A 25,523-nucleotide genomic window follows, 5' to 3' on the forward strand; every position below is an offset into this window, starting at 1 on the left:
GGCAAATTTAGAGTTTTTAAGTAACATAAATATGAATCAGAACCAGGTTATTAACGTGGTTCTGGATGCATTGGCCACTGCTCCGGCAACGCCGGTATCTGGTCAGATTTATTATAACACTACTGATTTGACTTATTATTACTGGAATGGAACAGCATGGTCAAATATTGGCGGTGATATAACGGGAGTAATCGCTGGAAGTGGTTTGACAGGTGGCGGGACTTCTGGAACAGTGACCCTTGCTGTGAACGTAGATACTATTTCGGTAGAAATATCTGGTAATGCTGTCAGGGTAAAAGATGGGGGTATCTCTACCGCTAAACTGGCAGATGGAGCAGTCACTACGATTAAGGTAGCTGATAAGAACGTCACCTTCGGAAAGATTCAGGATATACCTACTATGACCGTTATCGGTCGCACAGCGGGTAGTTCTGGTGTGCCTTCGGCTATTCCTATCCTCAACGAAAACGACTTCGCCAGTAACAGTTCGACAGGTATTCCTAACCAGTCAAGCGTGAAAGCCTATGTAGATGGGCGCATAGCAAGTATAGGAACGCTGCAAGGGGGATTTGATGCTAACGTTGCTACTAATCTACCAGGAACAGCGGGCACTAAAAAAGGTGATTACTGGTATGTAACAGTTGCAGGAACAGTTCAGGCGCAGGTATTTAACGTAGGGGATGTGATTGTTGCTAATCAGGATGCTCCTACCACTACCAATGCAGCTCATTATGTATTTCTGGAATCTAACAGAGGGCAGGCAAGTACTACCCAGTTAGGACTTGTTACGCTTGCCACCAATACAGAGGTTCAGACAGGTACAGATACATTAAAAGTGGTCACTCCAAGCTCATTAGCCTCGCTTACCGCCACCGAAACGCGGGCAGGTTTAGCAGAAATAGCCACACAGACAGAAACAAACACAGGAACAGACGATACCAGATATATTACTCCACTCAAATTCAAAACGTTTTTTGATTCAAAGGCAGGGGCTTTTGTGGGAAATGTGGGCAATGGTTCTGCAACTGCTATTGCAGTTACTCACAGCTTGGGCACGGTAGACGTAGCAGTAGAGGTTGTAAAAGTAGCTACCGGAGAAACTGTATATGTGAATACAGTTCGTACTTCTACAACAGTTGTGACACTGAATTTCAATACAGCCCCATCAACAGGGCAATACAGAGCACTCATCAGAAAAGTAGTAGCATAAAATGGAGTTTAAAAGCGACATAAGTATTGATGGTAAATTAACCATTTCGACGGTAGCGACAGAATCTACCTCTATGGCCGCGCTTTTCCGTGCTTCCACCGGAGATGTCACTACTCGCGTATTGGGTTCGATGGCTTTGCAGGGTACGGGGAGCTATTATGACAAAACTACGGCCGACAATAGATATTTGCAAAGTGTTACATTAGGATTGCCTGCTTCTCTATTTAGTATTACTTCTTCTGTTGCTACTGCCGGGAGTCCTAATCTGACTGCAAGTTTTGTGAGCCAGAACGCAAACAAGGTTTTTGCAGGCCCATCCGCCGGAGCAGATGCTATTCCAACCTTTCGTCAATTAGTGATAGATGATGTAAGTGGATTGCAAATGACTTTAGATGCAAAAATCTCAGGAAGTGGCTCAAGCGGATATATTCCCAAATTCACAGGTACAAAGGTTTTAGCCCCTAGCCTGATTTATGAATATAATGGAAGGATAGGTATAAATAATAGTAACCCTAGTTCTTATTATACAGTCGACATTATAGGCGACTTAAAAACAACAACTCTTTCCGTAGGAGATAATCGCAGTTATGGACTTAGTATAGGCATGGCTAACCCATTGGACAACTATGCACAGATTGGAGTCGGCGCTGATACACTCAGGCACGTGGTAATAGCTAATTACACCTGGTCTACTTTTTCGGGTGGATTGAATTTTACCCAACGCATGAAACTGGATGCAACTGGACTGGCAATAGGCACAGGAACGGCGGCATATCCGCTTGATGTATCTGGAGATGTGCGTGTAAATGGTGGTGGAATTTTAAGATTCTGGCGGTCAGACAATGCAACGCAAGCATTGATTATCAATGCAGGTACCTCTAATAGTTTTGTGACAGCGACAGTTGGCGGGTTGATTTTATCGTCAGCTGGCGCGATGAGTTTTGACTCTGCCTCTGGCCATAATTTCAGGTCTAGCGGAGGAACTACTACCTATATGACTGTATCGTCTACGGGTAATGTAGGGGTTGGATTTTCTTCGCCTTCCTATAAACTGGATGTAAACGGAACAGGGCATTTTGTAGGTGCGGTTTTGTTTGATGCTATACCATCGACTCCCATTGCCCCAACGACTGGCAACCACATTACAAACAAAACCTACGTTGATGCAAAAACGTGGACAGCCTCGGCCATAACAGACCTGCAACCACTTTTAGACGCAAAGGTCAGTGGAAGCGGTACAGCGGGGTATATAGCAAAATATACGGGCATTTTGACGCAAGGAAATAGCGTTCTTTTTGAAAGCGCTGGCGGCAATATAGGATTAGGTACTATTTTGCCTACGTATAAACTGGATGTATCAGGTGATATTCGTGTGAATGGTGGTAGCTTATTGCGACTTTGGCGACCAGACAGTACTACACAGGGATTAACAATCAGCGCAGGTAGCTCTAATAATTTTATTACAGCAAGTAATGGCGGGTTGATTCTAACCTCCGCAGCTGCCATGAGTTTTGATTCGCCGTCAGGTCATAATTTCAGGTCTAGCGGAGGAACTACTACCTATATGACTGTATCGTCTACGGGTAATGTGGGTATTGGATTTACCTCTCCTTCATACAAGCTAGATGTAAACGGAACAGCTAGATTTGCAGGTACAGCGCAATTCGACGTTATTCCTACTTGCTCTATCAGTGCAACATCAGGAAGTCATTTAGTTAACTTTACTACCCTTCTGGCTTATGCCTCCGGTATCCGCTACGACAAAAACAAACTTAAGACAGTTGCCATGTCTAATATTACCCTTAGTGGGCATCAAACTATTGCGGGTTATACAACAAGTGGTACAACTGACAGGGTTTTGGTGATGGGGCAAACGGATGCCACTAAAAACGGAATCTACATTGCTAATAGCTCTACCTGGACAAGAGATACGAATTTCAACGATGACAATGAAATGCGAGGCGCGATTCATACGATTGAATCAGGGACTTATGCCGGGTATAAGTATGTGAATACAAATACTACGGCTATGACAGTCGATGGAGCTGGCGCTTCTAATATTACTTATGCAGAGTTTTCTAATCTGGTTGAGTCGGATCCTGTTTGGACTGCATTTCAGACTTCTCAGGATATTACACCTACAAGGGTAGGCCAGTGGAATTCAGCTTATTCGGTCACGTCAGGTATTACACCTACAAGACTGACCAACTGGGATGCTGCATATACATTTTCTACTACGTTGACCAGTACAAGTGCCTTGTTAGAAGGATCGAATTTGTATTTCACTAATGCCCGGGTTCGTTCGGCTACCTTAACTGGATTTACAACAGGGGTCAATACATCGATTACAGCTTCAGACACGGTATTGACTGCTTTTCAGAATGCTCAAACGCAATTGAATAATAAGTTGAGTTTTGGAGGTGATTCAAGAGGTGCTTCTATTAGTGTAGGAACCAACGATAACTTTGATTTTATCCTTGAAAGAAACAACTCTATTCAAGCCACTTTTAAATCTGGTGTAGTTGATTTCAATTATGATGTCAATGTATTAGGCAAGATTAAACTGAATGGGGCTACTGGTTCTGACCACCAATTCATCAAGTACAACGGTTCGGGAAATGAATGGACCTATCTGAATACGGGTGAATTGTCGGATAAAGATGATATTGTCATGCTCCAAAACATCGCAGGGGAACGTGGTTTTCAGATGTATAGCGATTCTGCCAAAACGTATGCCGACGCGTTTATTTTTACAAATACCGTTTCGGGTGTTGCTTTAGGGATTCACGGATACGCCAATGATGATACAGACACATTGAAAGAGTTCGGGCTACAATTAGCCGTTGACGGGCTTTTGTATCATAAAAAACTGGATGGTACGCGTAAACAGATTGCGACGGTTGATATGATTACGGGGGGCACGACTAATAACTGGAACGGCGGCGCTGTGACCGGAGATATATATGTTCCATTTGGAAAAAGTATCTGGTGGGACTTCGAAAACGCAGGGAGCTTTATAACTATGTATGAAGCCGGGCAACCGCCTATTTCAAGCGCGAGAACTATGTGGATCAATAGTAATAATTATCTAACTATGAGTGCGTCTCAAAATTTATCACTAAAGGCGCAGAAAATATTATTCACAACCGGAACGGGCTCACAGATAGAGGTTGATTTTAGTAATGCTAGTTCATTTTCGGATGGTCAGTATTTAAGATTTCAAAAATCTACTTCTGGAGGCATGATCAAACTAACAATAGTATCAGATTAATAACAAAAAACAAAATAAACGACAATGAAACTTGATTTTAATCAACCAATCGTCAGTTTAGACGGAACAGCAATTGAAGGTACAAATATGGGTAAAGTCTTAGCTGACCATTTAGCTCTGAGTACCAAGGGAAATGCTTTAAAAAACTGGGAGTGGGCGCTGAAACTTCATAAAGGGGAAGTTATTGATCTGGACACAGCAGACCAGACTACAATAAAAGAATTCATTGATAAACATGAATCTCTCCCTAGCTTAACCAAAGCCCAGCTATTGTTGGTATTTATCGAAACAGAAAAGAAAACTAAGGCTTAAAAATGGCTACCTCAATACCTGTATATCAAAATTATGTCTATCAGAATGGCAGCTTGTATTGTGCCCTGTATAAGCGCAGGGTACTTAATACGAGCGGAGTGGGTACGAATCAATGGTACTGGATGCCGACCAATAGTAGTGGCGATATAATTGATTTTCGGGAAAATGCCATGAACGGAGGTACTTTTTATTCATCCGAAGCAAGCGCCCTGGCTAATGTGCCTTCCGGGTATGGTACCTTGACGGTTGATAGGTGGCAGACTGATAAGTACCTCTCTTATATGAATCTGTATCCTTTTCGGGATATAGGCGCGTTTAAAACTGGCGTAGACTGGTTTGTGGCTAATGGTGCAACAAATATTTTAATTCCTGTACTTTGGGGAGATATATTCGACTCTTATAGTGGGACAGGCAAAAGGCAAGACCAGAACCTTAGTTCGTCTTTTGACAAGCAGAATACGGCAGTTGATTACGTAAAAAATACTTATCCTAATGTCAAGATTAGTTTGTTGCCCTGGATAAAATTAAGTAGTTCGCTTATTCCGCAATTCTGGGGCACTTCTACTAACGAGAAAGACTGTTTTGGTAATGACTTGGGTATAGAGGGCTATGGAGATGCACACCCCGCGCTTTCAGATAAGAGCGCCGGCTCAGGGCGTAGTATGGCGGTAGATTTTTTCACAAAGGTTACTAACTATTATGCCAATAGATTAGGCAGCCAGTTCAATTATATCATTCCGGTAATTAGCCAGCAAGCAGAATACGGGTTTAATTATGACAATGGTATAAGCGCGCCGTATAAAATGATAGAAGGTTATTCGAGTGCGACTAAGGCAGCGTTTAGGGCATGGTTATTTAATGGCACTGCAAACCCGAATGCGTATGCAGACCTGACGGCATTAAATACAGCATGGGGAACTACATATACCAGTAACGGACAGATAGAACCGCCTAATACAAATCTGACACAGGGAGGAAGCGACGAAGCCTATGTACAAGGACTTAATAGTATCTTTGCCTCTAAAAGAGGTGTTGACTGGTATTTATTCCGCGAGAGCATGCTGGTAGATTTTGCAGTTGATTGTAAAAATGCGGTTACTAATGCAAACAACACTTACAGCACAAGAATCAAGTTTGTTCTTTCTTTCGGGGGGGTATCTCCTAACGATTCTTTGGTAGCCTTAAGAGGTAGTTATGATGTAATCAAGTGGTCGGCTATTAGTGACGGGCTGAAAACTGCCTTTGCTTCAGATAACAGAGACTCATATACCACTCTGACGCTGGATTATGTGCAGAACTATTCAAAAAAGATAATGACTGAACTGCATTATATTGACTATGGAGGAAATGATAATCCACCTCCGGCATATAGTACGGTAAGGGACAATATGATTAAGTCGGGCATTGATGCGGTTAAAAACGGCGTAAAAGACTTATTATTTATTGGCGCGCCCTGGCAGGATCAATGGTATACTTCTGTTACGCAGCCCGTTTTTTTAGGTGTAAAGGCGGAGTTTCTGAAAGACCAGGGCAACGTGAGAGTAGGGTTGAATGGTTCGACTGCAATAAACTTAGGAGAACTGCTATACACAGGAAATAATTACGGAGGCAAACAAAAATGGATTGCAGGGGGTGGTAGTTCTGATAATCGTATCAGAGTCACTTTTACCAACACAATCACCTCTGGCAGTGATGCTGATTATCCTCTTTCTTTTCAGGTAAAAGACAATCAAAGGTATTATATCAAACAAGAGGATATTAAAAACTCCTATTATGGTTTCAGGTCTGAGCAGGACGAAATAAACGGTAAACCTTATACTACCCTTCAACAGAGCTATAACACTACGCGAGTTCCAATACTATTGAGTGCTTTTGGTATCACTTATAAAGCAGGGTCGCCGTATACATATAGCACTATTGAAATTGTAGACCAGTCCGGCGTGAAATGGGTGAAATGTGTTCAGAACTCACCGGGAGTTTATGTAAATGCTCCTACCAAAACGAATCTGGATTACGCCAACAACCACCCGGAATACAGGTATATGAACAATCCGGCCATAACGGAAGATTGTCGTTTCTGGCTGCCCTTGCCGACCTCGTATTACGACGTAACGATTACTGTATATGGCGCGGCGTGCTTACTTGAATTATATCACGCTGACGACAGAGCACCGGGGGGTATTGCTTATACACCACCAACGGCGAATAGTGATGCGGCCGGAACAAGTAGAACCATCCGCTTATCAGCTAGTCAATTAACGCAAACAAACGTAAATCAGCGGGTAGTCAAGATTAATAATAACCGCTGGGATTTATAATCAACAATTGTTCAACTTAAATAAATAAAAAATGAAAAAACTCCTGTTTTTAGGGCTATTTGCCCTTGCTAGTCTGTTTTCGACAGCTCAGAATCTTGTTGCCAAAGATGCTACCAACGCTTTTTTGGTATTTCAGAGAGGTGATGGTATTGACACCTATTATAAAATCAATAGTGTAAAAATATTGATTGATGAGGCGACGATAGGCCGAATCATTGAAGCTAATTCGGGGATTGAATTAGTAGGTTTTGCACGCACCCAACAGGTAAGCCCTAATATTTTTGATTTTGTAGATAAACCTCAAGAATTACCTACGCCTGTTATTTCTATTCCTCAACAACCAGTTTATCAGATAGGGAAAGTGCAGTTGCATATACCCGGATATGATGCCGTCTCAGCTATTACTTTAGCCGATGAAAGTTTGAAAATAAAAGATGATCATCGATTGAATATTCAGCTTGCCACACATAGCATCAGCCTGGGCGAAAATCTGGGAGATAAACGAAGCAATGTTGATTATACCATCACCGACCAGACAGGCAAAGTGTGGGTAGAGGTGATTCAGAAAGAAACAACTATCGAGGGGCGTTTGGGTGGGCAATTTGGTAATAACCACCCGGATAAACAGTATTTACCTCAGCTTTCGGAAGATTGTAATATTTATTTGCCGCTAGGGAATGTATACACTGTTTCAGCAAGAAATAAGGGAAATATGGCCGTAGACTTCTGGATAATTCATCCATGGAGCTCGGACGGTACCGAACGTCGGTTACATCGGGAAGATATACCGCCCTCCTCTGTTGCTTATTATTCAATTGATACTAATCTTTTAGGATTAGCGGGTATGCCTGATTATAAAAGAACCATCAAAATAAACTGCAATGGAAGATTATAAAGCTGTTGTTGTCGTTTTGACTTTCGGTGTTGTAGCGTTGTTTGTGTTTTGTGTGATTCTTTTTGTATTGCTCTATCGGTCTATGCAAGACAATGCAACCCTACAATACCAGAATGCTTGTTTTACGGCGGAGAGCTCGCAGGAGAAGACCTTCGGAGAAATTTACAATGAACTGGAGAAGGTTTATAAGGCGGTGAATAAGAAACAATGTGAAGGTTGTAAAGTAAAAAATTTATGAAGCCTATACACGCCAAACCTAGTTTTTATGCGCTATGCTTTGAAGCTTTAAAGGAAATAGCTAAAAAGTATGGGTATAATTTAGTCTTGCATGGTAGCCTCAATCGAGATATGGATTTAATTGCAATTCCATGGGAAAAGGAGATACTTGACCACACTGATATGATACATGAGTTTTGTAGTTATTTGGGAGGCGAATTTGTGCCTCAAAACCAAAGAATGGATGCGGAAGGCAAGAAAATTATTGGAGACCCTTATGAGGTTACCAACCACGGTAGGATGTGGTATATTATCAATTTAAATAGAGAAGGTAAAATGGTCAATGATATCTGGACTGACCCACAATACTATTTAGATATCTCAGTCATTCCATCTTTGGATACAACAATCAAAACGGCAAAATCATGAACCTATCAGCCAACGGATTGAACGAAATTAAATCCTCTGAAGCTTTCAGGGCGCGACCTTATCAGGACAACGTAGGTGTCTGCACAATCGGTTACGGAAGTACATTTTATCTGGATGGTAAAAGGGTAACGAAAAACGATCCTCCGATAACAGAGCCTCAGGCCTGTTTGCTTCTGAAAAACGTTTTTGAAAAGAACTTTGCCAGACACATACCTACAAACGTCAATCAGAACCAGTATGATGCGCTTGCCTCCTTTATATATAATGTAGGGGCAAAGGCTTTTAATACCTCAACCTTGAAAGCTAAGGTACTTTTGAACCCGGATGACCCGACTATCAAAGAAGAGTTTATGAAATGGAATAAAGGGACAGTTGAAGGCAAAAAAGTAGTGATTGACGGATTGACGAACAGAAGAAAAAGGGAGGCTGAATTGTATTTCAAAGCAGAATAGTAAACAAATAACCACTAAAATAAACACTACATGAAAACTTTACAGATTGCTTTGAATTTTATTGCTGATTGTGTGGGCAAATTCCTTGAAATTGCCAGCTACCTGATGGTGCCGGTTGGTATCATTTTACAGGCTACCTTGCAAAACCTTGAAATAAGTGTAGTAATGCACTGGCAGAATATGGCCATGCTTTTGTTTGGTGCTTCTGTCTCTACTTATATTACAAGTGATACAGAGCATTTGACACCCAGACAAATGTACCTGAGAGCCGCTTTTGCTTTTGCCTCTGGGTATGCTGGCGTTGATCAGTTAGTCAGTTCATTGCCCTGGCTCAATGTTAAACTAGCCTATTTTATATCTGGATTGGCCATGTTAGTGATTTGTACGATCATTCTCAAATTTCTGAAAGACTTTGAGGCAAAAGCTATACTCACTAAATACATCAAAGACAAATTAGGTATTAAAGAAAAAGAAAATCAAAACATCGAATAAAATGTTTAAATCATTAAAATTCTGGTTAATTGCTTCCGGTGTTGTAGGAGTGCTGGCCGTTGGTTGGTATGTCAAGGCTTTATTTGATAAAGCTAACGAAAGAGATTTTTTCGCAGAAGAGAACAAGGCTTTGCGGATTGATTCAAAGAAAGTCAGTGATTCTTTGAACGCTCAGGTAAAGGTATTCAGAGATTCGACAGAGCTATATAAATGGCAATTGATTAAGACTGTTACTGAGGCGAAGAACAAAAGCGAAATAGATGCGATTAAAGTCAGTTTAATTCCTTCGATACAATCGGTTGTTGGGGTGATGCGGGATAGTGTGATAAAGATAAATAAGGACCGGGCAATTTTGGAAGGCAAAGTGCTAGAGCTGACAAAAGACCTTGAACGGGCGAAGAAGAAAAGAAAATTTTTATAAACTTTTAATATTTATTATCATGCAAAATTCAGTTAGAGCAAAATTCAAGGTTAATTCATTGGAGCATTTAGAAGGTGGAAATAAAAAGGTAAAACTTTCGGCGATTTACGGAAAGGAGGGTGAAAACGCAGATTTTACAAAATATACTCCATGTGGCAATACTGATATGATGATTACGCCTGAAACGCCAGCCAATGAATATTTTGAACCTGGAGACGAAGTGTATGTAGACTTTACAAAAGTCGCGAAAGAATAAATAGCTTTTTACTTTTTGGGTTACTTGAAAAGCCTCCTCGGTTGAGGAGGTCTTTTTTTATAGAATCTCTCTTACCACTAAAGCAATCAATGAACTTGTTCTGCGAGGCCCGTCAGTCAACCTACCAGCGACTTCAACTCCTCTGACCAGAAATTCTTTTCCCTCATAAACGATAATATCATCAATTTTAATTGGGATTTCTTCAATCCATTTATCAGCCACTATTCCACTTTCTACTAAATCAATTTTAAATAGTAGGCCTCTTCCGGTAACAGTGATGGGTTCGATTATTAGATTTTTATATTTCATCTGAGGTGTTTTTATTGATTAGTTTCATGGAGTCAAGTAATCATTGTAATCAAAGTACTGGCCCGAATTCAATTGGCGTAGCATTGGCAAAGGACTACCTTTGACTTGTGCTTCTGTTATTTTTAGGCAAAACCAAACATGAGAGATGTATTCTTCCTCGCTGATTTCTACACTTGGAAGCTTTTCTGTTCGTATTGGGTACACGATTTGATTATATATTCTCGCCCAACAAGTGCCATGTGATTGAGTGGTACATGCATAATGAACAACTACTTCGTCAAGGTTGCCAAATACCAGAATGTCGCCCGTAGACCCTATATATTTTCGTTTCATTTAATCTCATGGTTAAACTTTGATTGGATGAGTAGTAAAGTCTTTTAGATTATGAAAGAAACCCCGGTATAAAGTCAGACCGTTTCTGAATAGATTCCACAGGAGTGAGCAGCCCATCTGAGCGAGGGAACTATTTATAAACAAGTCCTGCTTTGTCAAAGCCTCTGCCAAAGAACAACTTGGCGTGTTGTCAGCTGATTCAGACTGTTTTAGAAGTTCTCCGAATTCATCAGTAATCATAGGTAGTACTTCGATTGCTGTATATTTTTCTGACTTCGGTTGCTTGATTTTTCCGATTGTAGATAATATCACTTGACCAGTGTATTGACTATTGCCAAAGTCCATCCAGTAGCGTGGGGCGTTGTAATGTTGTTTATAGTAGCCCAACTCCTGCAGCATTTCTGAGATTTCAAATCTTGCTTGCACACTATCTACACAAGTAATATTAATTGTTGCCTTATGATTATCCGATATTTTGCTTTTCCCTTTTTTGGCAAATTTTATGGTTTCAGCTTTCCAGTTTGTACCGAAAAATCGGTTCGCCCGATTGATCAGTGCGACAGATTTATGCAGGCCAACTTCGGAGGAGGCAAAACGCTGCCTACCCAGGTTTGCTTCGGTTATTATATCATCATCCCACAATCTAACCTGCAACCCCGGGTGTTGTAAGGCTAAAAGAGCATGATTCATTTGCAATAAAGAAGTAAGTACTACTGAGCCTGTACCCCCTGCCCCAATCAGATTTATGCTTATTGGGTTAGTTGCATTTAATAGGGAATTATCGGTAAAATGCGCTTTTATTTTCTCGTTTGTCATTGCAATAGGTTTTTAACTTTTTTATTGTTTTTGACCAGTTGGTCAATCGGGAAGGCTTTGCCAGTTAGAATAAGTTCTTTCCACAAGGCGATAGAATTGCCCTTCGTAGGACTATTATTGTTAAAATGACTGAAATAGCTATTGAAAAAATAGTTTTCCCAGGCGGTCATAAATTCCTCTACCGATGCAGAACTTTGAATTTGCACGTTCACAGTACCCATGCAAACCCGTGCATCTTGAAATACATTGAAGAAAGGGGCCTGATAAAGTTGTGTATTTCCTGTAGGTCGCTTGTTGGTATCAATAGCATAAACACTAAGACTATCTTTCGTCGCACTCCAAAGCATAGAAGGAACAAAGGCCTGTCCATTTCTAATACCAAGATTTTCGCTAAAAAATAGTTGTCTCTTTTGCGCTTTTGTATACCACAGCAAGCAGCCATTTTTACCTAAATTATAATGTAGTACATTCAAAGGCATAATCCCTTTCGGTCGTAAAAAGGCTGTGACCTCTTTCTTATCAGTGTCAAGGGCATTTACTAATTTCTGGGCCTCAATCACCGTCAAAGGGTGTGCATTGATAGGCTTGCCGTCTGGACCTATATCATAATGCTCTACATACATAGGTTCGTTTACTTCTTCGCTTTGAAAGAAGACCAAGGCCGAAACAGGATGATAGGTTGTTTCAAAGTTTTTAGTTATGTCCTTTTGATTGCTCATTTTATGGATTATTGATAAGTATCAAGTAATTGAACTAATTTATTTAGCAGGTCGAAAATTCTAGTTTCAAAATCGAAATTTTCATCCGGCATTAAATTGCCGTCAAAATGCCTGAAAATAACAGGATCTTCTCCGTCACCATATTCGCCAAAATCAGCATTCACATAATCACATAGACGGTCAAAAAGAAATCCTACATCACTGGCAATAAATGAAATACATTTATCCATTGTCAATACCTCATCTTCGTATTCATCAGATTCTTTCCGTTCAGGGATACGATGAAAAATATTTGTTTCAGGGTAGTCTTTATAGATTGAAAGAGCCTGCAAAGCAACTTTTTGTGCTTCTATTTCAAAATTGTACCTTGGCTTAAACCTTTTAGTACGATACTCAAATAGTCTCAGATTTTCCGGATTACTTATTAATTTTTCTATCCGGTCGCCAATCATTTGAGCTTCTTCTAACTCGCTTTTAAATAGGTTGATGTAGTCTGCATCAACTTGCATTTCTTCCTCCTCTTCCAACATATCTCCAATCGATTCGTATTGCCAGAACATAAAACTGTTTTGTTGACGATAGTACGGAATGTCTACGATGCGATAGAGATAACTGAATACTGATACAAGTAACTGCGATACCTTGCGGCTTTTAGGCTCTTTAAGCATTTGGTATAGCTTAAAAACTGGTATGTAATACAAGTCATAACCCCTGTAAAAACGCTCTTCACTCACAAAAAATACTTTTTCATCATCCTGATACAGCCTCAATTCGTATCCCTGATTTCCCACCGCTTTTAACTTTTCTTTCGCCTCATTCAATGCGAAACTGATATTATGCGGGTAGCCATGGCTTTTAGCCGGTGCCAGGTCGATTTTATAATATTGTGATAGTTGGGAAAGGGATTTGTTAAAATCCCTTTCTAGTTTCCCATCATTTGAAGTTGGTACACAAAGCTTAGGCAGAAACGAACATCTTAAAAAAGCATCGGCAGCATGCTTTGTGGCACTGACCTTTGCTTGTCTTTTAATACCTCGCTGGCGTCCCGTGGTTTTTGCATCCAGTGAATGAAGTTTGTCAGCTGCTGATATAATATTTGTTGATTTTCGTCTTGAGGCGCTATTGTGCCTGCTTGAATTTTGCGTTTCATAGTTCATTGTTTTATCCTTTAGTACCCATTACACTTTCAAATTTGTACTCTACATTGTCACCCTTGATTGTGGGGCCAGATACCTTGGCGGTGGTAAGTATCGGATACGTGTTTGCGTAATGATTAAGTACTGCATCTGTGCTCCAAGCTGGCTCAGGATCTGTTAATCGAATTTCATTACCATTGTCTTTCATGATAAATACTCTGGCAAAATGAGTTGCTATTAATGACATGATTGTTTTGTTTTAAAGTGAAATAATTAATTGTCTTCGCCTTCTTCTTCCGAATCATCCTGATATTCGTCTTCCTCCTCGGCCTCATCAGGTAGTTCCTCTATTTTGCTTTCATCTCGTTTTTCAGGCTCATTCGTTCCGAAGGCTGCAAAAAAAGCGTTATTTGATTTCGCGTTCAACTCGGTTTTTTTCTTGTTGATGTCGGCTTCGCATCCCGGGAATTGTGCTGGGTCTGGAAGTTTGCTGATAGCCTCGCTGATTTTGCCTGCCTTTTCCAAATCTGCCACTTTTTGCATAGCATCTTTGTACTTTTTATCCCTCTCTTTTTCTTTATCAGATTTTCCTTTTGTCATCTCAGACTGCTTTTTAGCCTCTTCAGTCTGTTTCAAATATGCCTCCATGTTGGTCATGAGACCCGAAGTCGATTGGATGGGGGTTGATATGATTTCAAAATAACCCTCGTCAAGTTCTTCCGCCGACCCCCGGACATTCAGAGGTGTGATGAGGTTTTTCGCTTTGTCACCACACGCCTGGTTAGTAAGCATTGTTGAAACGACAAGGCTGTTTTCTGCACCTTTGGAGATTGTAATTTGTAGAGTTCCGGAAAGCCCCAGTTGCTCTATTTGTTTGAAAAAGTTTGAGTTCATTGTTATTGAATTTTGATTGCATTTTCTATTGATTGATTCGCTTATATTTCAAGCCTTAACTTTCCCATAGTTCCAGCTTCATAGGTAATTTAGAGGGCATGAAAGAGATGGTGTAAGGGATGATAGATTTACCCCAGACCCTGTAGGAGATTAGCCCGTCAGGGTAGTTTATTGTTCCAGCCCAGGGTCTGTGCTTGAGATCGTTTTCTTCGTTCATGTAAATCTTCTGTTAGGTGAATTAGGATCCTGTGTAATAACATTGAACTTATCGTAAATTCTGCTTCCAGCAGCTTTGCCGTATATAGCCGATAGTTTATCGACATACTTTTCAGTGCCTTTGATTTCGGCGTTTGAAATCATGTGTACCCGGACATTGGGGCGATCATAGAGTTCCATGAATATTCTCTCCATCACGTTGACAGGTGTGCTTTTGTAAGCGTCACCTCGTGGGATAACCGACAATTGCTCTCTGCCTACTTCTTCAATCAGGATTTCGTATCGAGTGAATCCATACTCGTTCACCTGATCAGGCAGGGACTTTTCGGCTAGCATCCGGTTTATGGTTGCTTCCGGATTGTCTACGTAACTTTCGACAATCTCCTGAGCCTTGACAATTCTGAAAGAGGCAAAAGGATTGTCTTTGAAAGCAGTCAGCAAAGTAGATTTCCCTGTGCCCACCGGCCCTAACAAACAAATGCCTTTTTGGCGGTTGAGTACGGTTTGGCTGCCCGGATGAAAGTATTGCAGAAATAATTCAAAACTTCTTTTTGAGAATTCATCAAGCAAAAAAGATTTATCCGGATTGCGTTCTTTTACCAAGAAATTCAGATTTTCAAGAATCCGGACTCTGAAATCTTCAATCGTGATGTTTCGTGAGGCTTCAATTTGTGCCGCCATAAAGCTGGCCTTCTTTTTTTCAAGCTCTGATTCGTCAATCTTTTGCTGTTTTTTTCGAAAGTCGAATGCTTTTGAAAAGAAATCAGAGGTCAGTTTGTCTGCCAGATGCATTATGAATTCCTTTTTCAGGTCTTCGCACAGTGTTGAGGTGTTTTCGTTTGCAGACAGCACTGGCCAGATGGCAGCGAATAAATCAGCCCGCAAAGGTTCGAACTCCCGTTTCCGAAACTCTGTATAGTGCTCCGTCGGCCCCAAGCTCGAGGGTGGTGTTATCTGTGCCGGGTTGTTCGACGATGTCACGCCCGGTCTTAGGGGTATTTCGAGGTTTCCCATATTTTTCATCGTTGTTGTGCCAGGTAATCAGCCTGGCCGCTAATTGAAATGCTTTTTCTGTTTTCCACAATTCTTTTCCTTTTCCTGGCCCTTTCTGGACGATGGCAGTCCAGTGCAGGATAAAATGCAAATACATCTGATTTGAATACTTGTTCGGGTTGTTCAATGCAAACTCCCTCACTAACACCTGCAACGTGCCATCACCATATTGGGGAGGGGGGGCGGGCGGAACCGGGGGGTTGGGGTTTTGAGTTTCTGTTTTTACAGATTGATCAAAATCATCACCCGAGAGAGAGGCCGGAATTTTCGACAGAAAATTTTCGGCACTACTCTCACTACTATGTAAATCAGAATCATTTACACTATCACTTACAATTACAGAAACACTATCAGATACAAGTACAGATAGGCTTTCGTTAGGTTTTTGATTTTCGTTAGGTTTTTGATTAGGTTTTTTTAGGTTAATTAGGTTTTCTTCCTCCGTTTTTTTAGGCCTTCCTCCCTTTTTTCCGTTTTCACTGGAAGTATCAGATCGTTTGTCATAGGCTTCAACGTTGCGCCTGAGATTAGGCTCTATTAACTTCCAAACCAATTTAACCGATAGGTTTTTTAGGTTAATTAGGTTTTCTTCGCCTTTGTGAAAATGAAAGAGGTTACGAAAGATTGTGGCCTGGTCTGTATCCTCAAGCTCACAAATTGCCTCTGCCCATTCTGTCCGTATGATAAATGTTTCTTTCATTGTAGTGATATGTGGTTGATTCAAAAGTTATATTGTGTGGACTCATGTAGCTAACCCATATGCAATGGCATCGAATAAATAGATCCTTGGTAATCTTTGTGTGGGACTTTATCAGACAGGGAGAATAGCCTATTGTAAGCGGTCAAACCCATTTCTACGGTTTCCGTTTCAAGTAGGGATATAAGCTGGCTAAATTGTTTCCCATTTGTGCCAATTGAGATTTTATCTGAAATATTGACTAACGGAAGCGTTTCGGATGCTTGCTTTGTTTTGTCTGCATCCTGATAGCTGATTTTCAAAGTATCTGTAAAATCCAGGATGGTAACATCAGCCTGTTTTGCTAATATTGACACTCGTTTGATTACAGAAGAAAAAAGCTCTTTATCTATTTCAGCGATTATTCCAAACTTTTCAGGAATCATTGACTGATAGCTGGCATATTTTTCCAGTTTCAACAAACAAGAAAACACTACATTGTCAACTTCAAAAAAAACGCCGTTGCGACTGACCTTGACAGTAATGTCAGGTACATTTGAAAGGATTCCTTTCAAGATATTGACTGATTTTCGGGTCAAAATAATATTGACCTCTACTTCTGTCGGGTGATTGATTGTAAACACAGCAAAGCTTGGAGGATTGGCAGAAACAAAAGTCAATTTCTTGTTGACTGTATGAATGAATAAACCCTCATAAGTGGTGTAAATTTCATCTGCGGGCATCGTATATGCAGTAAAATTGATTGCCTTGAATAATAACTCGCCATCGACATTGAAGGTTGTTTTTACCTCTTCGATTTTCAATTTAGGGAATGTCGTGTCCTGTTCAAGAACCAGCGTTTGTTGACCACTCAAATACTTTATCTCCAGGCTAGTTTTGTTGATTACAAGGTCGATTGGCTGATTAGGCAGGGCTTTGATAATCTCGAAAAAAGGTCTTGCAGGCACGAGTAAGACGCATAAGCCTGACGACTCAATAGGCAAGGTTACTTGTATTGCATTGGACAAGTCTGAACCCGTAATTTTCATGACTGGCCCATCAATCTCAATCAGGAAATTACTTACTGCAGGCACAATGGCATTTTCTTTTACTACACTGATGGCGCCACTCAATCCTTTGAGCAGGTTGCCGGATAGAATGTTTATTTTCATTGTTGAAATTGCGTTTCTATGAGTTCTATTAATTTTGTTGGGCTGCCGAATTTCATTTTCTCACGTAGAACTTCTAAAAGTCTGACGTGCTCGGCCGAGGCGTTTTCTCCGAACACCAGATTACTTGCTCTGTGCAAAGGCCCATTTTTTTTGATGGGGTGATGATGGGGGAGGGCTGGTTTTTCAGCCTCTTCGAATAAGGTATTTTCCATGATGTTGAATTACGTAAATTGAAAAGTTTGATTATCCTGAACGATGGTGGTTTCAAAAGGGAAACCGTTTTCTGGTACTTGTTTGATTGATTCTATCAAAGAATTTGAGCCGGTGAAAATGACGTGCTTTTCTTTGTTGATCTCGATTTGCATGAAAAGGCATTTGCCTGTGTTGAGTTTCGAGTCTTCAATTTTGAATGCATGTACTTGTATTGTTCGGTTCAATACTCTTTGAATTTTTATTTTGTCTCCAACAAAAGTGTTTGTGACGACTTTGATATTAAAGTCACGAAACTGATTCATAAAATAGCTTCTTTAGTAGGTTTTTGGTGTCAGCATGAATAGCCCAACCTCGGTAAGAAGCGAGACTTTCTTTTCCTTTGCCAGACTTTACAGCTCTGGCAAATCGTTGTTTTATTGATTTCCTTAATAAGGTGTGCGTATGAAAGCATTTATATCCTACGTAGTCTATGCCTCTGGATGAGACAGGAAAAATCTGGTAATTCGGCTTTATCTGTAGTTTCAGATTGTTAGCCAGATAAGCCCGGCATTCAGCTAGCAATTGATGTAAATAGACCTTGTCACCTGAGAGGATCACTATGTCATCAGCGTATCGAAAATAATACTTTACACCTTTTACTTCCTTGAGCCAATGATCAAAGTAGGTAAGATAAAAATTAGCGAAAAATTGTGATAAATAGTTACCAATCGGTAAGCCTGGCGCTGAATTGATTATTTCATCCAATAGCCATAGCAAGTCTTTATCTTTGAACTTACGACGAAGCAAGGCTTTGAGAATATCGTGATCAATAGACGGGTAAAACTTTGTTATGTCGAATTTCAAGCAATAAACTGTATTTGCTTTATCTTCCAATGCTTTTCTGACACCTCTCAAAGCGGCGTGAATGCCCTTGCCTTTGACACAACTGTAACTATCGTTTGTGAATACTCCCATGAAAATTGGTTCAAGAATATTCATAACAGCGTAGTGTAAAATCCTATCAGGAAAATAAGGCAAACGGTATACATCGCGCTCCTTAGGTTCATAAACCTTGAAAACCGTATAAGGTGAGGTTTTATAGGTTTTGTCAATGAGCATTTGATGCAAGGCGTTAATATTTTCATCCTGATTGCGGTTGTGCACAATTACGCCATACTGTTTTGATTTGCCTCGTTGCGCTAGTCGGTCCGCCTTGTAAAGATTACTGATATCATAAATTGCTGGATATAGATTGCCTATTCTTTTCATATTTGCCTCTGTTTTAGTCGGTCTTTTTCTCTTGAGGTACTAGAGACCTTTTAAACTCACGTGATTTTTTGCAATGTTTGCAGGGTATATGCTACTAAGATTTTTCAGATATGGGAGCTGACATTCGAATTCGAGTTATCGTAGTTGTAATCGTTGTACGAAAAGCCGGAGGCCGAACCGGACGCAGCACAGCAGCATACTACCCAAAGCCTTATCTATGCATAAAGTCTCTATATAAATCCAGATGCTTATTGCCTACGAATTCCGCCGCCTCCGCGCTCGGATAAACGAGGCGGGAGCCGACAGTCGAATACGAGAGAACGAAGAAGAAATCGTTGAACGAAAAGCCGGAGGCCGAACCGGACATTCTAAACCACGGGTAGTACTTGTACTGATTGTGGTTAGTCCAATCTATTACTTTGCCTTCTGCTTTCCATGCAGCTTTGCTGAGAATGAATAGTTTGTAGGTTGACTGGATAGCTTTACCGTCACCCTCTTCCAGACCTTCAATGCCTGGCAATGTATTGGGATTGATACCTAAAAAGGCCGCAGCCGCTTCAAATGTTTCTAAGTGTTTCATTGATTTAATTGATGTATTGGTTATAAATTTCAATAAACTGTGTGCCTGCGTATTTGGCTATTTCAGCTGATTTGCAGGTGAGGCGGGAGCCGACACCCGAAAGCGAGTTACCGTAGCCGTAATCGTGGTACGAAAAGCCGGAGGCCGAACCGGACGCATTGAACCATGGATAATACTTTGCTACGTTTGTATCACTGTAATCCATCCAATCGCCGCCATTTAGGGCTTTTATAATGTGAACAAGTTGCAAGTAGGCTAAAGCATGTGGATCAAGGTCTTTGTGCTTTTCAAGAAATTCTGCATAGTCAATGCTGAGGAAACTGAAAGCGTCCTCTACTGTTTTGATGTCGCGGAAATCAAAAGGCTTTTTCGATTTCTCAAACAACTCTTTCACCTGAGCTTCTGTGAGCTCTATTTCGGTGTCTATTCCGCTGACAGGAACTTTGATTTTTATTGAATCCATTGTGCTAACGATAAATTATATGCGTGATTAAAATAATACTCAGTAAACTGTGATTTTCTGAATGTGCTGACCCCAGAAGATTTTCTCATCAAAGTGTTTCTTGCCATTCAATCCGGAAAATTCAGTTTCTATTTTGATTGTCAGGAGATAGGTAATCCCCCTTGGTTCATAGGACACAAATTGCCCATAATACTCTTTGTTTTTACCAGCTGAGTTTTTTGCTGTAGTAGTGATGTTGACAGACTGGTTAGTCTTCAAGGACTTGGCTATTTCGTTGACAGGTGCCATGTTTGTAGTAACAAGGATTGATTGTATATTAGCCAGCGCGAATGTCATGGCAATTTTTTTGCCGTCTCTGATTTGGTGGATGACTATCCAAATCGGGTATTTGTCAGACTCCGATTGTCGAAGCGAATGAAACGTGCCTTCTTCTGGCAATAGGTTAGTACCTATGCATGGTATCGGGTTAGAGAATATGGTAATATTATCACCTTCACAAAGGCAATCGATTGTTTCCTGAAGCGTCATGGTATTTTGAAATTGCCGGTTAGTTTACTTTTTCTAATTGATCAGCAGCACTAATACTACACAGGTAACTATGATTAAAATGCCTTTCAGTAAATCGCTGAATGAATCATAGTCAAACTCCTGACCGTCGTTCTTTTTGTTGTAATACTCAGGCTTTGGTTTTTGCTCTACTTTAAATGTGAAAAGCATGTATAAGCCCAGGGTACCAAGAAAGAACAATATCAGCAAATGCAGGTTGCTGTCGTAAATATTGAGATTGATGTAGGTTCTCATGATGTCAGGCGTTTAAAAGTTTTTGTAAGAGTTGATTATCGATAACTTTCGTTACTCCGAAAATGGCAATTGTTCCGGTTGCTTCTTCAGGCAAGTGAGAGTCGTAATGCGTGTGAGTCTCTTTTTTGGTTCTATTGTCAGACTCTAAAACTGCTAATGTTTCAGTGCCGTAGTCAATCATGATACTGCGGGTGGTGAGGCCTTTGTAATTGTGAATGTATAGAAAGGTTTCCTGGCCGAATAGTTCAATTAGTTCGTTTTCTTTGAAGGTCTGCACTACCCAGCCTGCGCGGTTGAAGACTTCTAAATGTTTTTGCGATAGTTGGTTTGTTTTCATATATTTGTCTACTATTTAAAGATTTTACTACGAAATGCTTCTGCCCCTGGTGGAGGCATTTTTTTAATTATAGTCTCGCATCTTCCGGAGGTAATTCATCAGATCCTCTAGCAGATAGGTTTTCTTTTTATCTGTGTGGTTGACCGGCTTGATGTAGCCTTGCTGCACGGCCCGATCAAACAGTGGCCTGCTTAACTGCACAAACTCCATAGCCTCTTCGGTAGAGAAGTTCTGTTTGCCGAAAAACGGGTTTTTCTCTATGGCTTCTGTTAGCTTCTGTTGGTCTTGCTTGAATTGTTCAAAGCTATCAGCCGAGATTGCTATGAAACTGATGGGTTGAATCTGGCTCATTCTTCTTCTGGTTGATTGATAAAAAGCTTGATTACTTTCAGGTTGGCGGCTATTACTTTGCGCACGGTTGATTTCTTTGCTCTACCTCCATTCATGACATTGTAATAGCTCCACCGGCTAAGGCCGCTGTATTTTATAGCCTCCTCTTTGGCTCCTTTTCTTTGGGTTAGTTTCTCTTGATACATTTCGACCTCAGCGGCTGAAAGTGCGGTTGTATTTATCGGGATACCTTGTTTTGGATTCTCCATTTTTTTTGCTTGCTTTGTATGTATGAATCATACTCTGTTTTGAACTATGCAAATGTAGGCATTTTGCATATATATATGCAAGACATTTTGCATATATTTTTGCATACGTATATATATACTATATCCAACCGTCTAAAAAATATTTATAAATGATTAGTAATCAATATGTTATCGTGGATAACATTCAAAGAATAATTGATGAAAAAGGAATAAATGTTGCTGAACTGTCCCGTATTTCGAATATAGAATACACCAGTTTGTCTACTATAATGAGAAAAAAGCGACGAATAGGAGATGCATTGTTGTTGAGAATCTCTAAAGCTCTCAATATAAATATCGAAGAACTTAAGAAAGAGCAAGAGGGAAAACCCTTACAAACTGACACGTATAAATCCGTAGATGACCGTATTTCTACGTTAGAGGAGAGCATGGTAAAAGCCCTCGAATTGACGGGGGAAACTCCTGAATTTAAAATTTATAAAAAACTGGAATATTTGCTGGTGTTGGGTGAAATGAAGGAGAAAGGGCAGCTGACAGAGGATGAGTTTATTAAGATTAAAACTAAACTGATAGCGCTCATGTGAAAAAGTTTCCTCAAAGTTTTGAAATATACTTTTTTTGTTTTTAAATTCAGACCTATTTTTTGCCTATAAATAATTTTATGCTGTTTCGAAATGAGGAAAAAGATGCGCCCGACCCATGAAGCAACTTTGCTATTGTTAGAAAATGCCCACCAACTGCTGACACCTGAAGAAATAGTGATTGTGACTAAAAAAATACAGGGAGTCTACAAAAAAGAGTCTAAAAGAGAATTACTAGCCGCTTAAAAAAAAACTTAATCGCATCGACAGATAAAATAGCCTATCTGAATACTGAAAAAATGAAATACAAAACTAATACCGGATACGGTAGGACCTTGCTATGCCTCGCTATGCTTGCTGGAGTGATTTATTACTCTGGCCGGGATATGCCAGAGGATTATATTGAGCAAAAGTATAAGGAGGCACGTGAGTATGAGGAGTATAGAGAGGATGTGCTTTTGTATGATGCGCAGTATAAAATGGAAATTGATAGTTTGAACATAAATCAATGAGATTATGAAAATAGTTTTGCTATTGTTATTTGTGATGAATATCCCCTCATTTGCTCAAAACTTCACAGAATATTATCAAAGAGCAAAATATAATGAATATAAGGGCTGTCTATTGAAGGTGAGAAATGATAAGCGGGCTGAAGATTTCTATTATTCATTTTACGATGCAATACCAACTTATAGGAAACAGGGGTTTGATAGGCCTGACCTTAAATTATTGGCTAATAGAGTTTTTCGTGTTGATAGTGTTTTTATACACAAATACAAAATCAACTCAAATGATTATGAAGAAAGTCCATTTTTTAAATTGTCTGATATAAAAAACAAGGAGGTTTTATATTTTAGGTTTGACGTACTGAGTAGTGAAAGGTTTGTGTTTCTTGTTGCAGAACTCAAATTTACTGAAAAGATGGTCAGTGAAGATATAGAAAGATTTGAAGACAAGTTTACAGGTGAAGTTTTTATTCGTTCCCCATTAAATAATGATGCCGCAATTATCAAGAAAATTTTCAAAGGTAAGGTGCAATACTTTTTGTTGCTGAAAATTAGTAGAGAACGTTCTGTAACTTATTTGAACAAGGGCGTAATTGTTTTATTTACGGATGGCAAAAAGTGGCAAAGGCCAAATGAAAAAGTGGGCCTTAATTACAATGAAAGTTTTGAGTATTCTGCCTTTATTTTGTTGACACCTCAAGATATTGAGGTTTTTCAAAACAAGAACATTGAAGGATTTAGGCTGAATATTTACGACCAAGATATTTCGTCTATTGATTCGGAAAAGTTGAAGTACTATTTGAGAGTAATTAGGAATTTGAAATAGCTCAAAAAATCCACACAAACATGAAAGGATTTCGTATCAATCCTCAAATATAGCCTTCATTGCGTTGTCTAAACCATCTATATCCAGTGAATCCAGATACCTCATAGTTGTTTCTATTTTCTGGTGTCCCAATGCTGACTTGATATCAAAGATAGTAGCTTTTCCTTGTTTGACAGCTCTACGGGCTTTTTCTGCAAAAGAGTGCCTGCTGATGTGAAAAGTGAGGGGTTTATCGTGTTTGATGAGTACAGCAATGTCTTTTAGTTTTTTCTGTATCATGGCTGCGAAAATATCCATGTCGCTGGACATTCGTTTTTTGTCTTCAAATGATAGTGCTTTTTTTGATTCGTAATCTGTTGCCGGGTAATAGGTCTGGTCTGATCGGAGTAGTCCGAAAATAGTATTCAAAGGTTCTGAAGGAACGAGGGTTTTCATTTGCTCAACGATATCTAATGACTTTCGACTGAGCAGGATTGATTTTTTTAGTTTGGTTTTGCCCATTTGATATTCTAGGCGGCTATCAACTATATTTTTGAAACGTAGCTGAATGCAATCGCCAATACGGATACCAGCATTATACAGGCTAAACAAAAACATCTTTTGGGCTAAGAATAGGTATTTATCAGTATTATAATCAATAATCAGGTTTTCAATAGCTTTTATTTGGAGGTCATTTAGTCGGTGGCGGTCGACTGGAGAACGTGAAGGGTATTTTGCGCCTTCAACCGGATTCTTGTCAATCAGGTTTTCATCGGCTGCTGATTGGAGAATCATACCTATCCTTTGTACTTTATCTATGATGGTATTGTTTCTGAGGTCTTTTTCTGAGTCTGATAAATGAATGATGTATTCATTGATTGTTTTGGGGGAAATATCTTTCAGTTTCATCTCTTGCCCAGCAAACGCAAGGAAGCTATTTGCTTGTGAGTTGACGTGCCTGATGTATCCGGGAGATTTGTTGAGTTTCTTTGCGTTGAGGATATATGATTCGGTATAGTATTTGAATAAATCAGACTTGCTCCTGATATAGTCATTGACTTTATCTTTTATTAGTTCATGAGCCGCTGAAAGAATTGATGATTCTTTCAGAAATATTTTGTTGTCGTCTTTCAGATGTATTATCCTGACTAAATGATCAAGAGCGAACGATTCAAAGTAGGAGGTGTCAGCCTTTAACTTTATTGAAGATGTTTTAGATAATAACTTATTGAGTTCCGATTCAAAAGGGCTTATTACTTGTTTCAATTGAATCAATGAATTTTCTATCAGGTTGATAGATTGTCTGATAGAATTCAATTCATTGTATAGGTCATCAAGCGCAAGTGCCTGAGTATTGTAATGGTTGAGGATTTCTACTAATTTTGAATTGATGTTTTCGTGTCCAATTTCCTGAGAGGATACCCATTTGCCGTATTTAGCAGAAGTCTTGAAATGCTTTTTGTTATTGATAAGTATATCTGTCTTTTCTCTGACAAGCTTCCTATTTTCAGTGATACGGACATAAATACGATAAAGACCAACCTTATTAGGTCGACTATCAATGTCGAGGTTAAATGTCATGTTTAAAGATTTTACTGAAACAAATATGAATATTTTACTGAAACAATCCTATAAAGTGGTTTAAAATAATTTCATATGATTTAATAAAATAAGGAGAAATGATATAAAAATGGTAATTATATCTAATACGGCGAGGTGTTATATTATAGAAGTAATCTCGCCATCGTCACAATTAAGATTTAAGTTTAAGTTGAACATTTGTTATTAGATACC

At 39.7% G+C, this 25,523-nt stretch carries 35 protein-coding genes; 15 read left to right on the forward strand and 20 right to left on the reverse strand.

The features are described 5' to 3' along the window. Positions 1-31: 31 nt before the first annotated feature. The 11 genes from ACYVFA_RS11120 to ACYVFA_RS11170 are packed head-to-tail and all read left to right on the forward strand — an operon-like array spanning position 32 to position 10,272. Complete coding sequence (locus tag ACYVFA_RS11120; RefSeq protein WP_460471890.1) at positions 32-1,210, forward strand: hypothetical protein; 1,179 nt, start codon at positions 32-34, stop codon at positions 1,208-1,210. Between the two features lies 1 nt (position 1,211). Continuing rightward, positions 1,212-4,481, forward strand: a complete 3,270-nt coding sequence (locus ACYVFA_RS11125) for a hypothetical protein (RefSeq protein WP_460471891.1) — start codon at positions 1,212-1,214, stop codon at positions 4,479-4,481. Between the two features lie 24 nt (positions 4,482-4,505). Further along, positions 4,506-4,793, forward strand: coding sequence for a hypothetical protein (locus ACYVFA_RS11130; protein ID WP_460471892.1), 288 nt, complete (start codon positions 4,506-4,508; stop codon positions 4,791-4,793). 2 nt (positions 4,794-4,795) lie between these two features. Beyond that, complete coding sequence (locus ACYVFA_RS11135; protein WP_460471893.1) at positions 4,796-7,111, forward strand: hypothetical protein; 2,316 nt, start codon at positions 4,796-4,798, stop codon at positions 7,109-7,111. A 31-nt stretch (positions 7,112-7,142) separates the two neighbouring features. Further along, on the forward strand, positions 7,143-8,006 hold the full coding sequence (locus tag ACYVFA_RS11140) for a hypothetical protein (RefSeq protein ID WP_460471894.1): 864 nt from the start codon (positions 7,143-7,145) through the stop codon (positions 8,004-8,006). Next, complete coding sequence (locus ACYVFA_RS11145; RefSeq protein WP_460471895.1) at positions 7,993-8,244, forward strand: hypothetical protein; 252 nt, start codon at positions 7,993-7,995, stop codon at positions 8,242-8,244. Before ACYVFA_RS11140 ends, ACYVFA_RS11145 begins: the two co-directional genes overlap by 14 nt. Continuing rightward, positions 8,241-8,651 (forward strand): hypothetical protein, encoded by a 411-nt coding sequence (locus ACYVFA_RS11150; RefSeq protein WP_460471896.1) that lies wholly within the window; start codon positions 8,241-8,243, stop codon positions 8,649-8,651. The genes ACYVFA_RS11145 and ACYVFA_RS11150 overlap by 4 nt, the downstream gene beginning before the upstream one ends. Then, entirely contained in the window at positions 8,648-9,103 is a 456-nt protein-coding gene (locus tag ACYVFA_RS11155; RefSeq protein WP_460471897.1) for a lysozyme, read from the forward strand. The genes ACYVFA_RS11150 and ACYVFA_RS11155 overlap by 4 nt, the downstream gene beginning before the upstream one ends. Before the next feature lie 30 nt (positions 9,104-9,133). Beyond that, positions 9,134-9,595: a hypothetical protein gene (locus tag ACYVFA_RS11160; RefSeq protein WP_460471898.1), complete on the forward strand. Its 462-nt coding sequence runs from the start codon at positions 9,134-9,136 to the stop codon at positions 9,593-9,595. 1 nt (position 9,596) lies between these two features. Continuing rightward, positions 9,597-10,016 (forward strand): hypothetical protein, encoded by a 420-nt coding sequence (locus tag ACYVFA_RS11165; protein WP_460471899.1) that lies wholly within the window; start codon positions 9,597-9,599, stop codon positions 10,014-10,016. Positions 10,017-10,035: 19 nt separating this feature from the next. Further along, a complete protein-coding gene (locus tag ACYVFA_RS11170) occupies positions 10,036-10,272 on the forward strand; it encodes a hypothetical protein (RefSeq protein ID WP_460471900.1) in 237 nt (78 codons plus the stop codon). Positions 10,273-10,329: 57 nt separating this feature from the next. On the opposite strand, the gene ACYVFA_RS11175 is transcribed toward ACYVFA_RS11170, so the two are convergent. The 19 genes from ACYVFA_RS11175 to ACYVFA_RS11265 all read right to left on the reverse strand — a co-directional run bounded on the left by ACYVFA_RS11175 (position 10,330) and on the right by ACYVFA_RS11265 (position 21,837). Beyond that, a complete protein-coding gene (locus tag ACYVFA_RS11175; RefSeq protein WP_460471901.1) occupies positions 10,330-10,581 on the reverse strand; it encodes a hypothetical protein in 252 nt (83 codons plus the stop codon). A 345-nt stretch (positions 10,582-10,926) separates the two neighbouring features. After that, a complete protein-coding gene (locus tag ACYVFA_RS11180) occupies positions 10,927-11,730 on the reverse strand; it encodes a ubiquitin-activating E1 family protein (RefSeq protein WP_460471902.1) in 804 nt (267 codons plus the stop codon). Continuing rightward, positions 11,727-12,449: a PRTRC system protein B gene (locus ACYVFA_RS11185; RefSeq protein ID WP_460471903.1), complete on the reverse strand. Its 723-nt coding sequence runs from the start codon at positions 12,447-12,449 to the stop codon at positions 11,727-11,729. Before ACYVFA_RS11185 ends, ACYVFA_RS11180 begins: the two co-directional genes overlap by 4 nt. 8 nt (positions 12,450-12,457) lie before the next feature. Continuing rightward, on the reverse strand, positions 12,458-13,606 hold the full coding sequence (locus ACYVFA_RS11190) for a hypothetical protein (RefSeq protein WP_460471904.1): 1,149 nt from the start codon (positions 13,604-13,606) through the stop codon (positions 12,458-12,460). A 4-nt stretch (positions 13,607-13,610) separates the two neighbouring features. Continuing rightward, on the reverse strand, positions 13,611-13,832 hold the full coding sequence (locus tag ACYVFA_RS11195; protein WP_460471905.1) for a PRTRC system protein C: 222 nt from the start codon (positions 13,830-13,832) through the stop codon (positions 13,611-13,613). Between the two features lie 26 nt (positions 13,833-13,858). Then, positions 13,859-14,479: a PRTRC system protein E gene (locus ACYVFA_RS11200; RefSeq protein WP_460471906.1), complete on the reverse strand. Its 621-nt coding sequence runs from the start codon at positions 14,477-14,479 to the stop codon at positions 13,859-13,861. A gap of 213 nt (positions 14,480-14,692) precedes the next feature. Then, positions 14,693-15,487 (reverse strand): AAA family ATPase, encoded by a 795-nt coding sequence (locus ACYVFA_RS11205; RefSeq protein WP_460471924.1) that lies wholly within the window; start codon positions 15,485-15,487, stop codon positions 14,693-14,695. Positions 15,488-15,569: 82 nt separating this feature from the next. Further along, positions 15,570-16,448, reverse strand: coding sequence for a DUF6291 domain-containing protein (locus ACYVFA_RS11210; protein ID WP_460471907.1), 879 nt, complete (start codon positions 16,446-16,448; stop codon positions 15,570-15,572). A gap of 50 nt (positions 16,449-16,498) precedes the next feature. Further along, positions 16,499-17,596 carry a DNA polymerase III subunit beta gene (locus tag ACYVFA_RS11215; RefSeq protein ID WP_460471908.1) on the reverse strand — a complete coding sequence of 366 codons (1,098 nt, stop codon included), beginning with the start codon at positions 17,594-17,596 and terminating at the stop codon, positions 16,499-16,501. Beyond that, positions 17,593-17,808 (reverse strand): hypothetical protein, encoded by a 216-nt coding sequence (locus tag ACYVFA_RS11220; protein WP_460471909.1) that lies wholly within the window; start codon positions 17,806-17,808, stop codon positions 17,593-17,595. The genes ACYVFA_RS11215 and ACYVFA_RS11220 overlap by 4 nt, the downstream gene beginning before the upstream one ends. Before the next feature lie 9 nt (positions 17,809-17,817). Beyond that, complete coding sequence (locus tag ACYVFA_RS11225) at positions 17,818-18,111, reverse strand: hypothetical protein (protein WP_460471910.1); 294 nt, start codon at positions 18,109-18,111, stop codon at positions 17,818-17,820. Then, complete coding sequence (locus ACYVFA_RS11230) at positions 18,095-19,057, reverse strand: reverse transcriptase domain-containing protein (protein ID WP_460471911.1); 963 nt, start codon at positions 19,055-19,057, stop codon at positions 18,095-18,097. The genes ACYVFA_RS11225 and ACYVFA_RS11230 overlap by 17 nt, the downstream gene beginning before the upstream one ends. Before the next feature lie 211 nt (positions 19,058-19,268). Further along, positions 19,269-19,637: a hypothetical protein gene (locus ACYVFA_RS11235; protein ID WP_460471912.1), complete on the reverse strand. Its 369-nt coding sequence runs from the start codon at positions 19,635-19,637 to the stop codon at positions 19,269-19,271. Positions 19,638-19,641: 4 nt separating this feature from the next. Continuing rightward, positions 19,642-20,100 carry a hypothetical protein gene (locus ACYVFA_RS11240; RefSeq protein ID WP_460471913.1) on the reverse strand — a complete coding sequence of 153 codons (459 nt, stop codon included), beginning with the start codon at positions 20,098-20,100 and terminating at the stop codon, positions 19,642-19,644. Between the two features lie 39 nt (positions 20,101-20,139). Continuing rightward, positions 20,140-20,628, reverse strand: coding sequence for a hypothetical protein (locus ACYVFA_RS11245; RefSeq protein WP_460471914.1), 489 nt, complete (start codon positions 20,626-20,628; stop codon positions 20,140-20,142). Positions 20,629-20,661: 33 nt separating this feature from the next. Continuing rightward, positions 20,662-20,901, reverse strand: coding sequence for a hypothetical protein (locus ACYVFA_RS11250; protein ID WP_460471915.1), 240 nt, complete (start codon positions 20,899-20,901; stop codon positions 20,662-20,664). A gap of 4 nt (positions 20,902-20,905) precedes the next feature. After that, entirely contained in the window at positions 20,906-21,238 is a 333-nt protein-coding gene (locus ACYVFA_RS11255; RefSeq protein WP_460471916.1) for a hypothetical protein, read from the reverse strand. Positions 21,239-21,301: 63 nt separating this feature from the next. Then, positions 21,302-21,589 carry a hypothetical protein gene (locus tag ACYVFA_RS11260; RefSeq protein ID WP_460471917.1) on the reverse strand — a complete coding sequence of 96 codons (288 nt, stop codon included), beginning with the start codon at positions 21,587-21,589 and terminating at the stop codon, positions 21,302-21,304. After that, entirely contained in the window at positions 21,586-21,837 is a 252-nt protein-coding gene (locus ACYVFA_RS11265) for a hypothetical protein (protein ID WP_460471918.1), read from the reverse strand. The genes ACYVFA_RS11260 and ACYVFA_RS11265 overlap by 4 nt, the downstream gene beginning before the upstream one ends. Before the next feature lie 149 nt (positions 21,838-21,986). Here ACYVFA_RS11265 and ACYVFA_RS11270 point away from each other — a divergent pair, with 149 nt between their 5' ends. The 4 genes from ACYVFA_RS11270 (at position 21,987) to ACYVFA_RS11285 (ending at position 23,750) form a co-directional block, all read left to right on the forward strand. Next, positions 21,987-22,421, forward strand: coding sequence for a helix-turn-helix domain-containing protein (locus tag ACYVFA_RS11270; RefSeq protein WP_460471919.1), 435 nt, complete (start codon positions 21,987-21,989; stop codon positions 22,419-22,421). 90 nt (positions 22,422-22,511) lie between these two features. Next, the gene (locus ACYVFA_RS11275) at positions 22,512-22,664 is read left to right on the forward strand and encodes a hypothetical protein (RefSeq protein WP_460471920.1); all 153 of its coding nucleotides are present in this window, start codon (positions 22,512-22,514) and stop codon (positions 22,662-22,664) included. Between the two features lie 53 nt (positions 22,665-22,717). After that, complete coding sequence (locus tag ACYVFA_RS11280; RefSeq protein ID WP_460471921.1) at positions 22,718-22,930, forward strand: hypothetical protein; 213 nt, start codon at positions 22,718-22,720, stop codon at positions 22,928-22,930. 4 nt (positions 22,931-22,934) lie between these two features. Next, positions 22,935-23,750: a hypothetical protein gene (locus ACYVFA_RS11285; RefSeq protein ID WP_460471922.1), complete on the forward strand. Its 816-nt coding sequence runs from the start codon at positions 22,935-22,937 to the stop codon at positions 23,748-23,750. A gap of 36 nt (positions 23,751-23,786) precedes the next feature. Here ACYVFA_RS11285 and ACYVFA_RS11290 read toward each other — a convergent pair whose 3' ends face one another. Beyond that, positions 23,787-25,310: a tyrosine-type recombinase/integrase gene (locus tag ACYVFA_RS11290; RefSeq protein ID WP_460471923.1), complete on the reverse strand. Its 1,524-nt coding sequence runs from the start codon at positions 25,308-25,310 to the stop codon at positions 23,787-23,789. Positions 25,311-25,523: the final 213 nt, after the last annotated feature.

The sequence above is a fragment of the Emticicia fontis genome (genome assembly GCF_054779675.1).

Excerpts from the sequence above, each read along its gene's own strand:
- ACYVFA_RS11120 (WP_460471890.1), top strand. The coding sequence starts at position 32 with ATGAATCAGAACCAGGTTATTAACGTGGTTCTGGATGCATTGGCCACT.
- ACYVFA_RS11125 (WP_460471891.1), top strand. The coding sequence starts at position 1,212 with ATGGAGTTTAAAAGCGACATAAGTATTGATGGTAAATTAACCATTTCG.
- ACYVFA_RS11130 (WP_460471892.1), top strand. The coding sequence starts at position 4,506 with ATGAAACTTGATTTTAATCAACCAATCGTCAGTTTAGACGGAACAGCA.
- ACYVFA_RS11135 (WP_460471893.1), top strand. The coding sequence starts at position 4,796 with ATGGCTACCTCAATACCTGTATATCAAAATTATGTCTATCAGAATGGC.
- ACYVFA_RS11140 (WP_460471894.1), top strand. The coding sequence starts at position 7,143 with ATGAAAAAACTCCTGTTTTTAGGGCTATTTGCCCTTGCTAGTCTGTTT.
- ACYVFA_RS11145 (WP_460471895.1), top strand. The coding sequence starts at position 7,993 with ATGGAAGATTATAAAGCTGTTGTTGTCGTTTTGACTTTCGGTGTTGTA.
- ACYVFA_RS11150 (WP_460471896.1), top strand. The coding sequence starts at position 8,241 with ATGAAGCCTATACACGCCAAACCTAGTTTTTATGCGCTATGCTTTGAA.
- ACYVFA_RS11155 (WP_460471897.1), top strand. The coding sequence starts at position 8,648 with ATGAACCTATCAGCCAACGGATTGAACGAAATTAAATCCTCTGAAGCT.
- ACYVFA_RS11160 (WP_460471898.1), top strand. The coding sequence starts at position 9,134 with ATGAAAACTTTACAGATTGCTTTGAATTTTATTGCTGATTGTGTGGGC.
- ACYVFA_RS11165 (WP_460471899.1), top strand. The coding sequence starts at position 9,597 with ATGTTTAAATCATTAAAATTCTGGTTAATTGCTTCCGGTGTTGTAGGA.
- ACYVFA_RS11170 (WP_460471900.1), top strand. The coding sequence starts at position 10,036 with ATGCAAAATTCAGTTAGAGCAAAATTCAAGGTTAATTCATTGGAGCAT.
- ACYVFA_RS11175 (WP_460471901.1), bottom strand. The coding sequence starts at position 10,581 with ATGAAATATAAAAATCTAATAATCGAACCCATCACTGTTACCGGAAGA.
- ACYVFA_RS11180 (WP_460471902.1), bottom strand. The coding sequence starts at position 11,730 with ATGACAAACGAGAAAATAAAAGCGCATTTTACCGATAATTCCCTATTA.
- ACYVFA_RS11185 (WP_460471903.1), bottom strand. The coding sequence starts at position 12,449 with ATGAGCAATCAAAAGGACATAACTAAAAACTTTGAAACAACCTATCAT.
- ACYVFA_RS11190 (WP_460471904.1), bottom strand. The coding sequence starts at position 13,606 with ATGAACTATGAAACGCAAAATTCAAGCAGGCACAATAGCGCCTCAAGA.
- ACYVFA_RS11195 (WP_460471905.1), bottom strand. The coding sequence starts at position 13,832 with ATGTCATTAATAGCAACTCATTTTGCCAGAGTATTTATCATGAAAGAC.
- ACYVFA_RS11200 (WP_460471906.1), bottom strand. The coding sequence starts at position 14,479 with ATGAACTCAAACTTTTTCAAACAAATAGAGCAACTGGGGCTTTCCGGA.
- ACYVFA_RS11205 (WP_460471924.1), bottom strand. The coding sequence starts at position 15,487 with ATGCATCTGGCAGACAAACTGACCTCTGATTTCTTTTCAAAAGCATTC.
- ACYVFA_RS11210 (WP_460471907.1), bottom strand. The coding sequence starts at position 16,448 with ATGAAAGAAACATTTATCATACGGACAGAATGGGCAGAGGCAATTTGT.
- ACYVFA_RS11215 (WP_460471908.1), bottom strand. The coding sequence starts at position 17,596 with ATGAAAATAAACATTCTATCCGGCAACCTGCTCAAAGGATTGAGTGGC.
- ACYVFA_RS11220 (WP_460471909.1), bottom strand. The coding sequence starts at position 17,808 with ATGGAAAATACCTTATTCGAAGAGGCTGAAAAACCAGCCCTCCCCCAT.
- ACYVFA_RS11225 (WP_460471910.1), bottom strand. The coding sequence starts at position 18,111 with ATGAATCAGTTTCGTGACTTTAATATCAAAGTCGTCACAAACACTTTT.
- ACYVFA_RS11230 (WP_460471911.1), bottom strand. The coding sequence starts at position 19,057 with ATGAAAAGAATAGGCAATCTATATCCAGCAATTTATGATATCAGTAAT.
- ACYVFA_RS11235 (WP_460471912.1), bottom strand. The coding sequence starts at position 19,637 with ATGAAACACTTAGAAACATTTGAAGCGGCTGCGGCCTTTTTAGGTATC.
- ACYVFA_RS11240 (WP_460471913.1), bottom strand. The coding sequence starts at position 20,100 with ATGGATTCAATAAAAATCAAAGTTCCTGTCAGCGGAATAGACACCGAA.
- ACYVFA_RS11245 (WP_460471914.1), bottom strand. The coding sequence starts at position 20,628 with ATGACGCTTCAGGAAACAATCGATTGCCTTTGTGAAGGTGATAATATT.
- ACYVFA_RS11250 (WP_460471915.1), bottom strand. The coding sequence starts at position 20,901 with ATGAGAACCTACATCAATCTCAATATTTACGACAGCAACCTGCATTTG.
- ACYVFA_RS11255 (WP_460471916.1), bottom strand. The coding sequence starts at position 21,238 with ATGAAAACAAACCAACTATCGCAAAAACATTTAGAAGTCTTCAACCGC.
- ACYVFA_RS11260 (WP_460471917.1), bottom strand. The coding sequence starts at position 21,589 with ATGAGCCAGATTCAACCCATCAGTTTCATAGCAATCTCGGCTGATAGC.
- ACYVFA_RS11265 (WP_460471918.1), bottom strand. The coding sequence starts at position 21,837 with ATGGAGAATCCAAAACAAGGTATCCCGATAAATACAACCGCACTTTCA.
- ACYVFA_RS11270 (WP_460471919.1), top strand. The coding sequence starts at position 21,987 with ATGATTAGTAATCAATATGTTATCGTGGATAACATTCAAAGAATAATT.
- ACYVFA_RS11275 (WP_460471920.1), top strand. The coding sequence starts at position 22,512 with ATGAGGAAAAAGATGCGCCCGACCCATGAAGCAACTTTGCTATTGTTA.
- ACYVFA_RS11280 (WP_460471921.1), top strand. The coding sequence starts at position 22,718 with ATGAAATACAAAACTAATACCGGATACGGTAGGACCTTGCTATGCCTC.
- ACYVFA_RS11285 (WP_460471922.1), top strand. The coding sequence starts at position 22,935 with ATGAAAATAGTTTTGCTATTGTTATTTGTGATGAATATCCCCTCATTT.
- ACYVFA_RS11290 (WP_460471923.1), bottom strand. The coding sequence starts at position 25,310 with ATGACATTTAACCTCGACATTGATAGTCGACCTAATAAGGTTGGTCTT.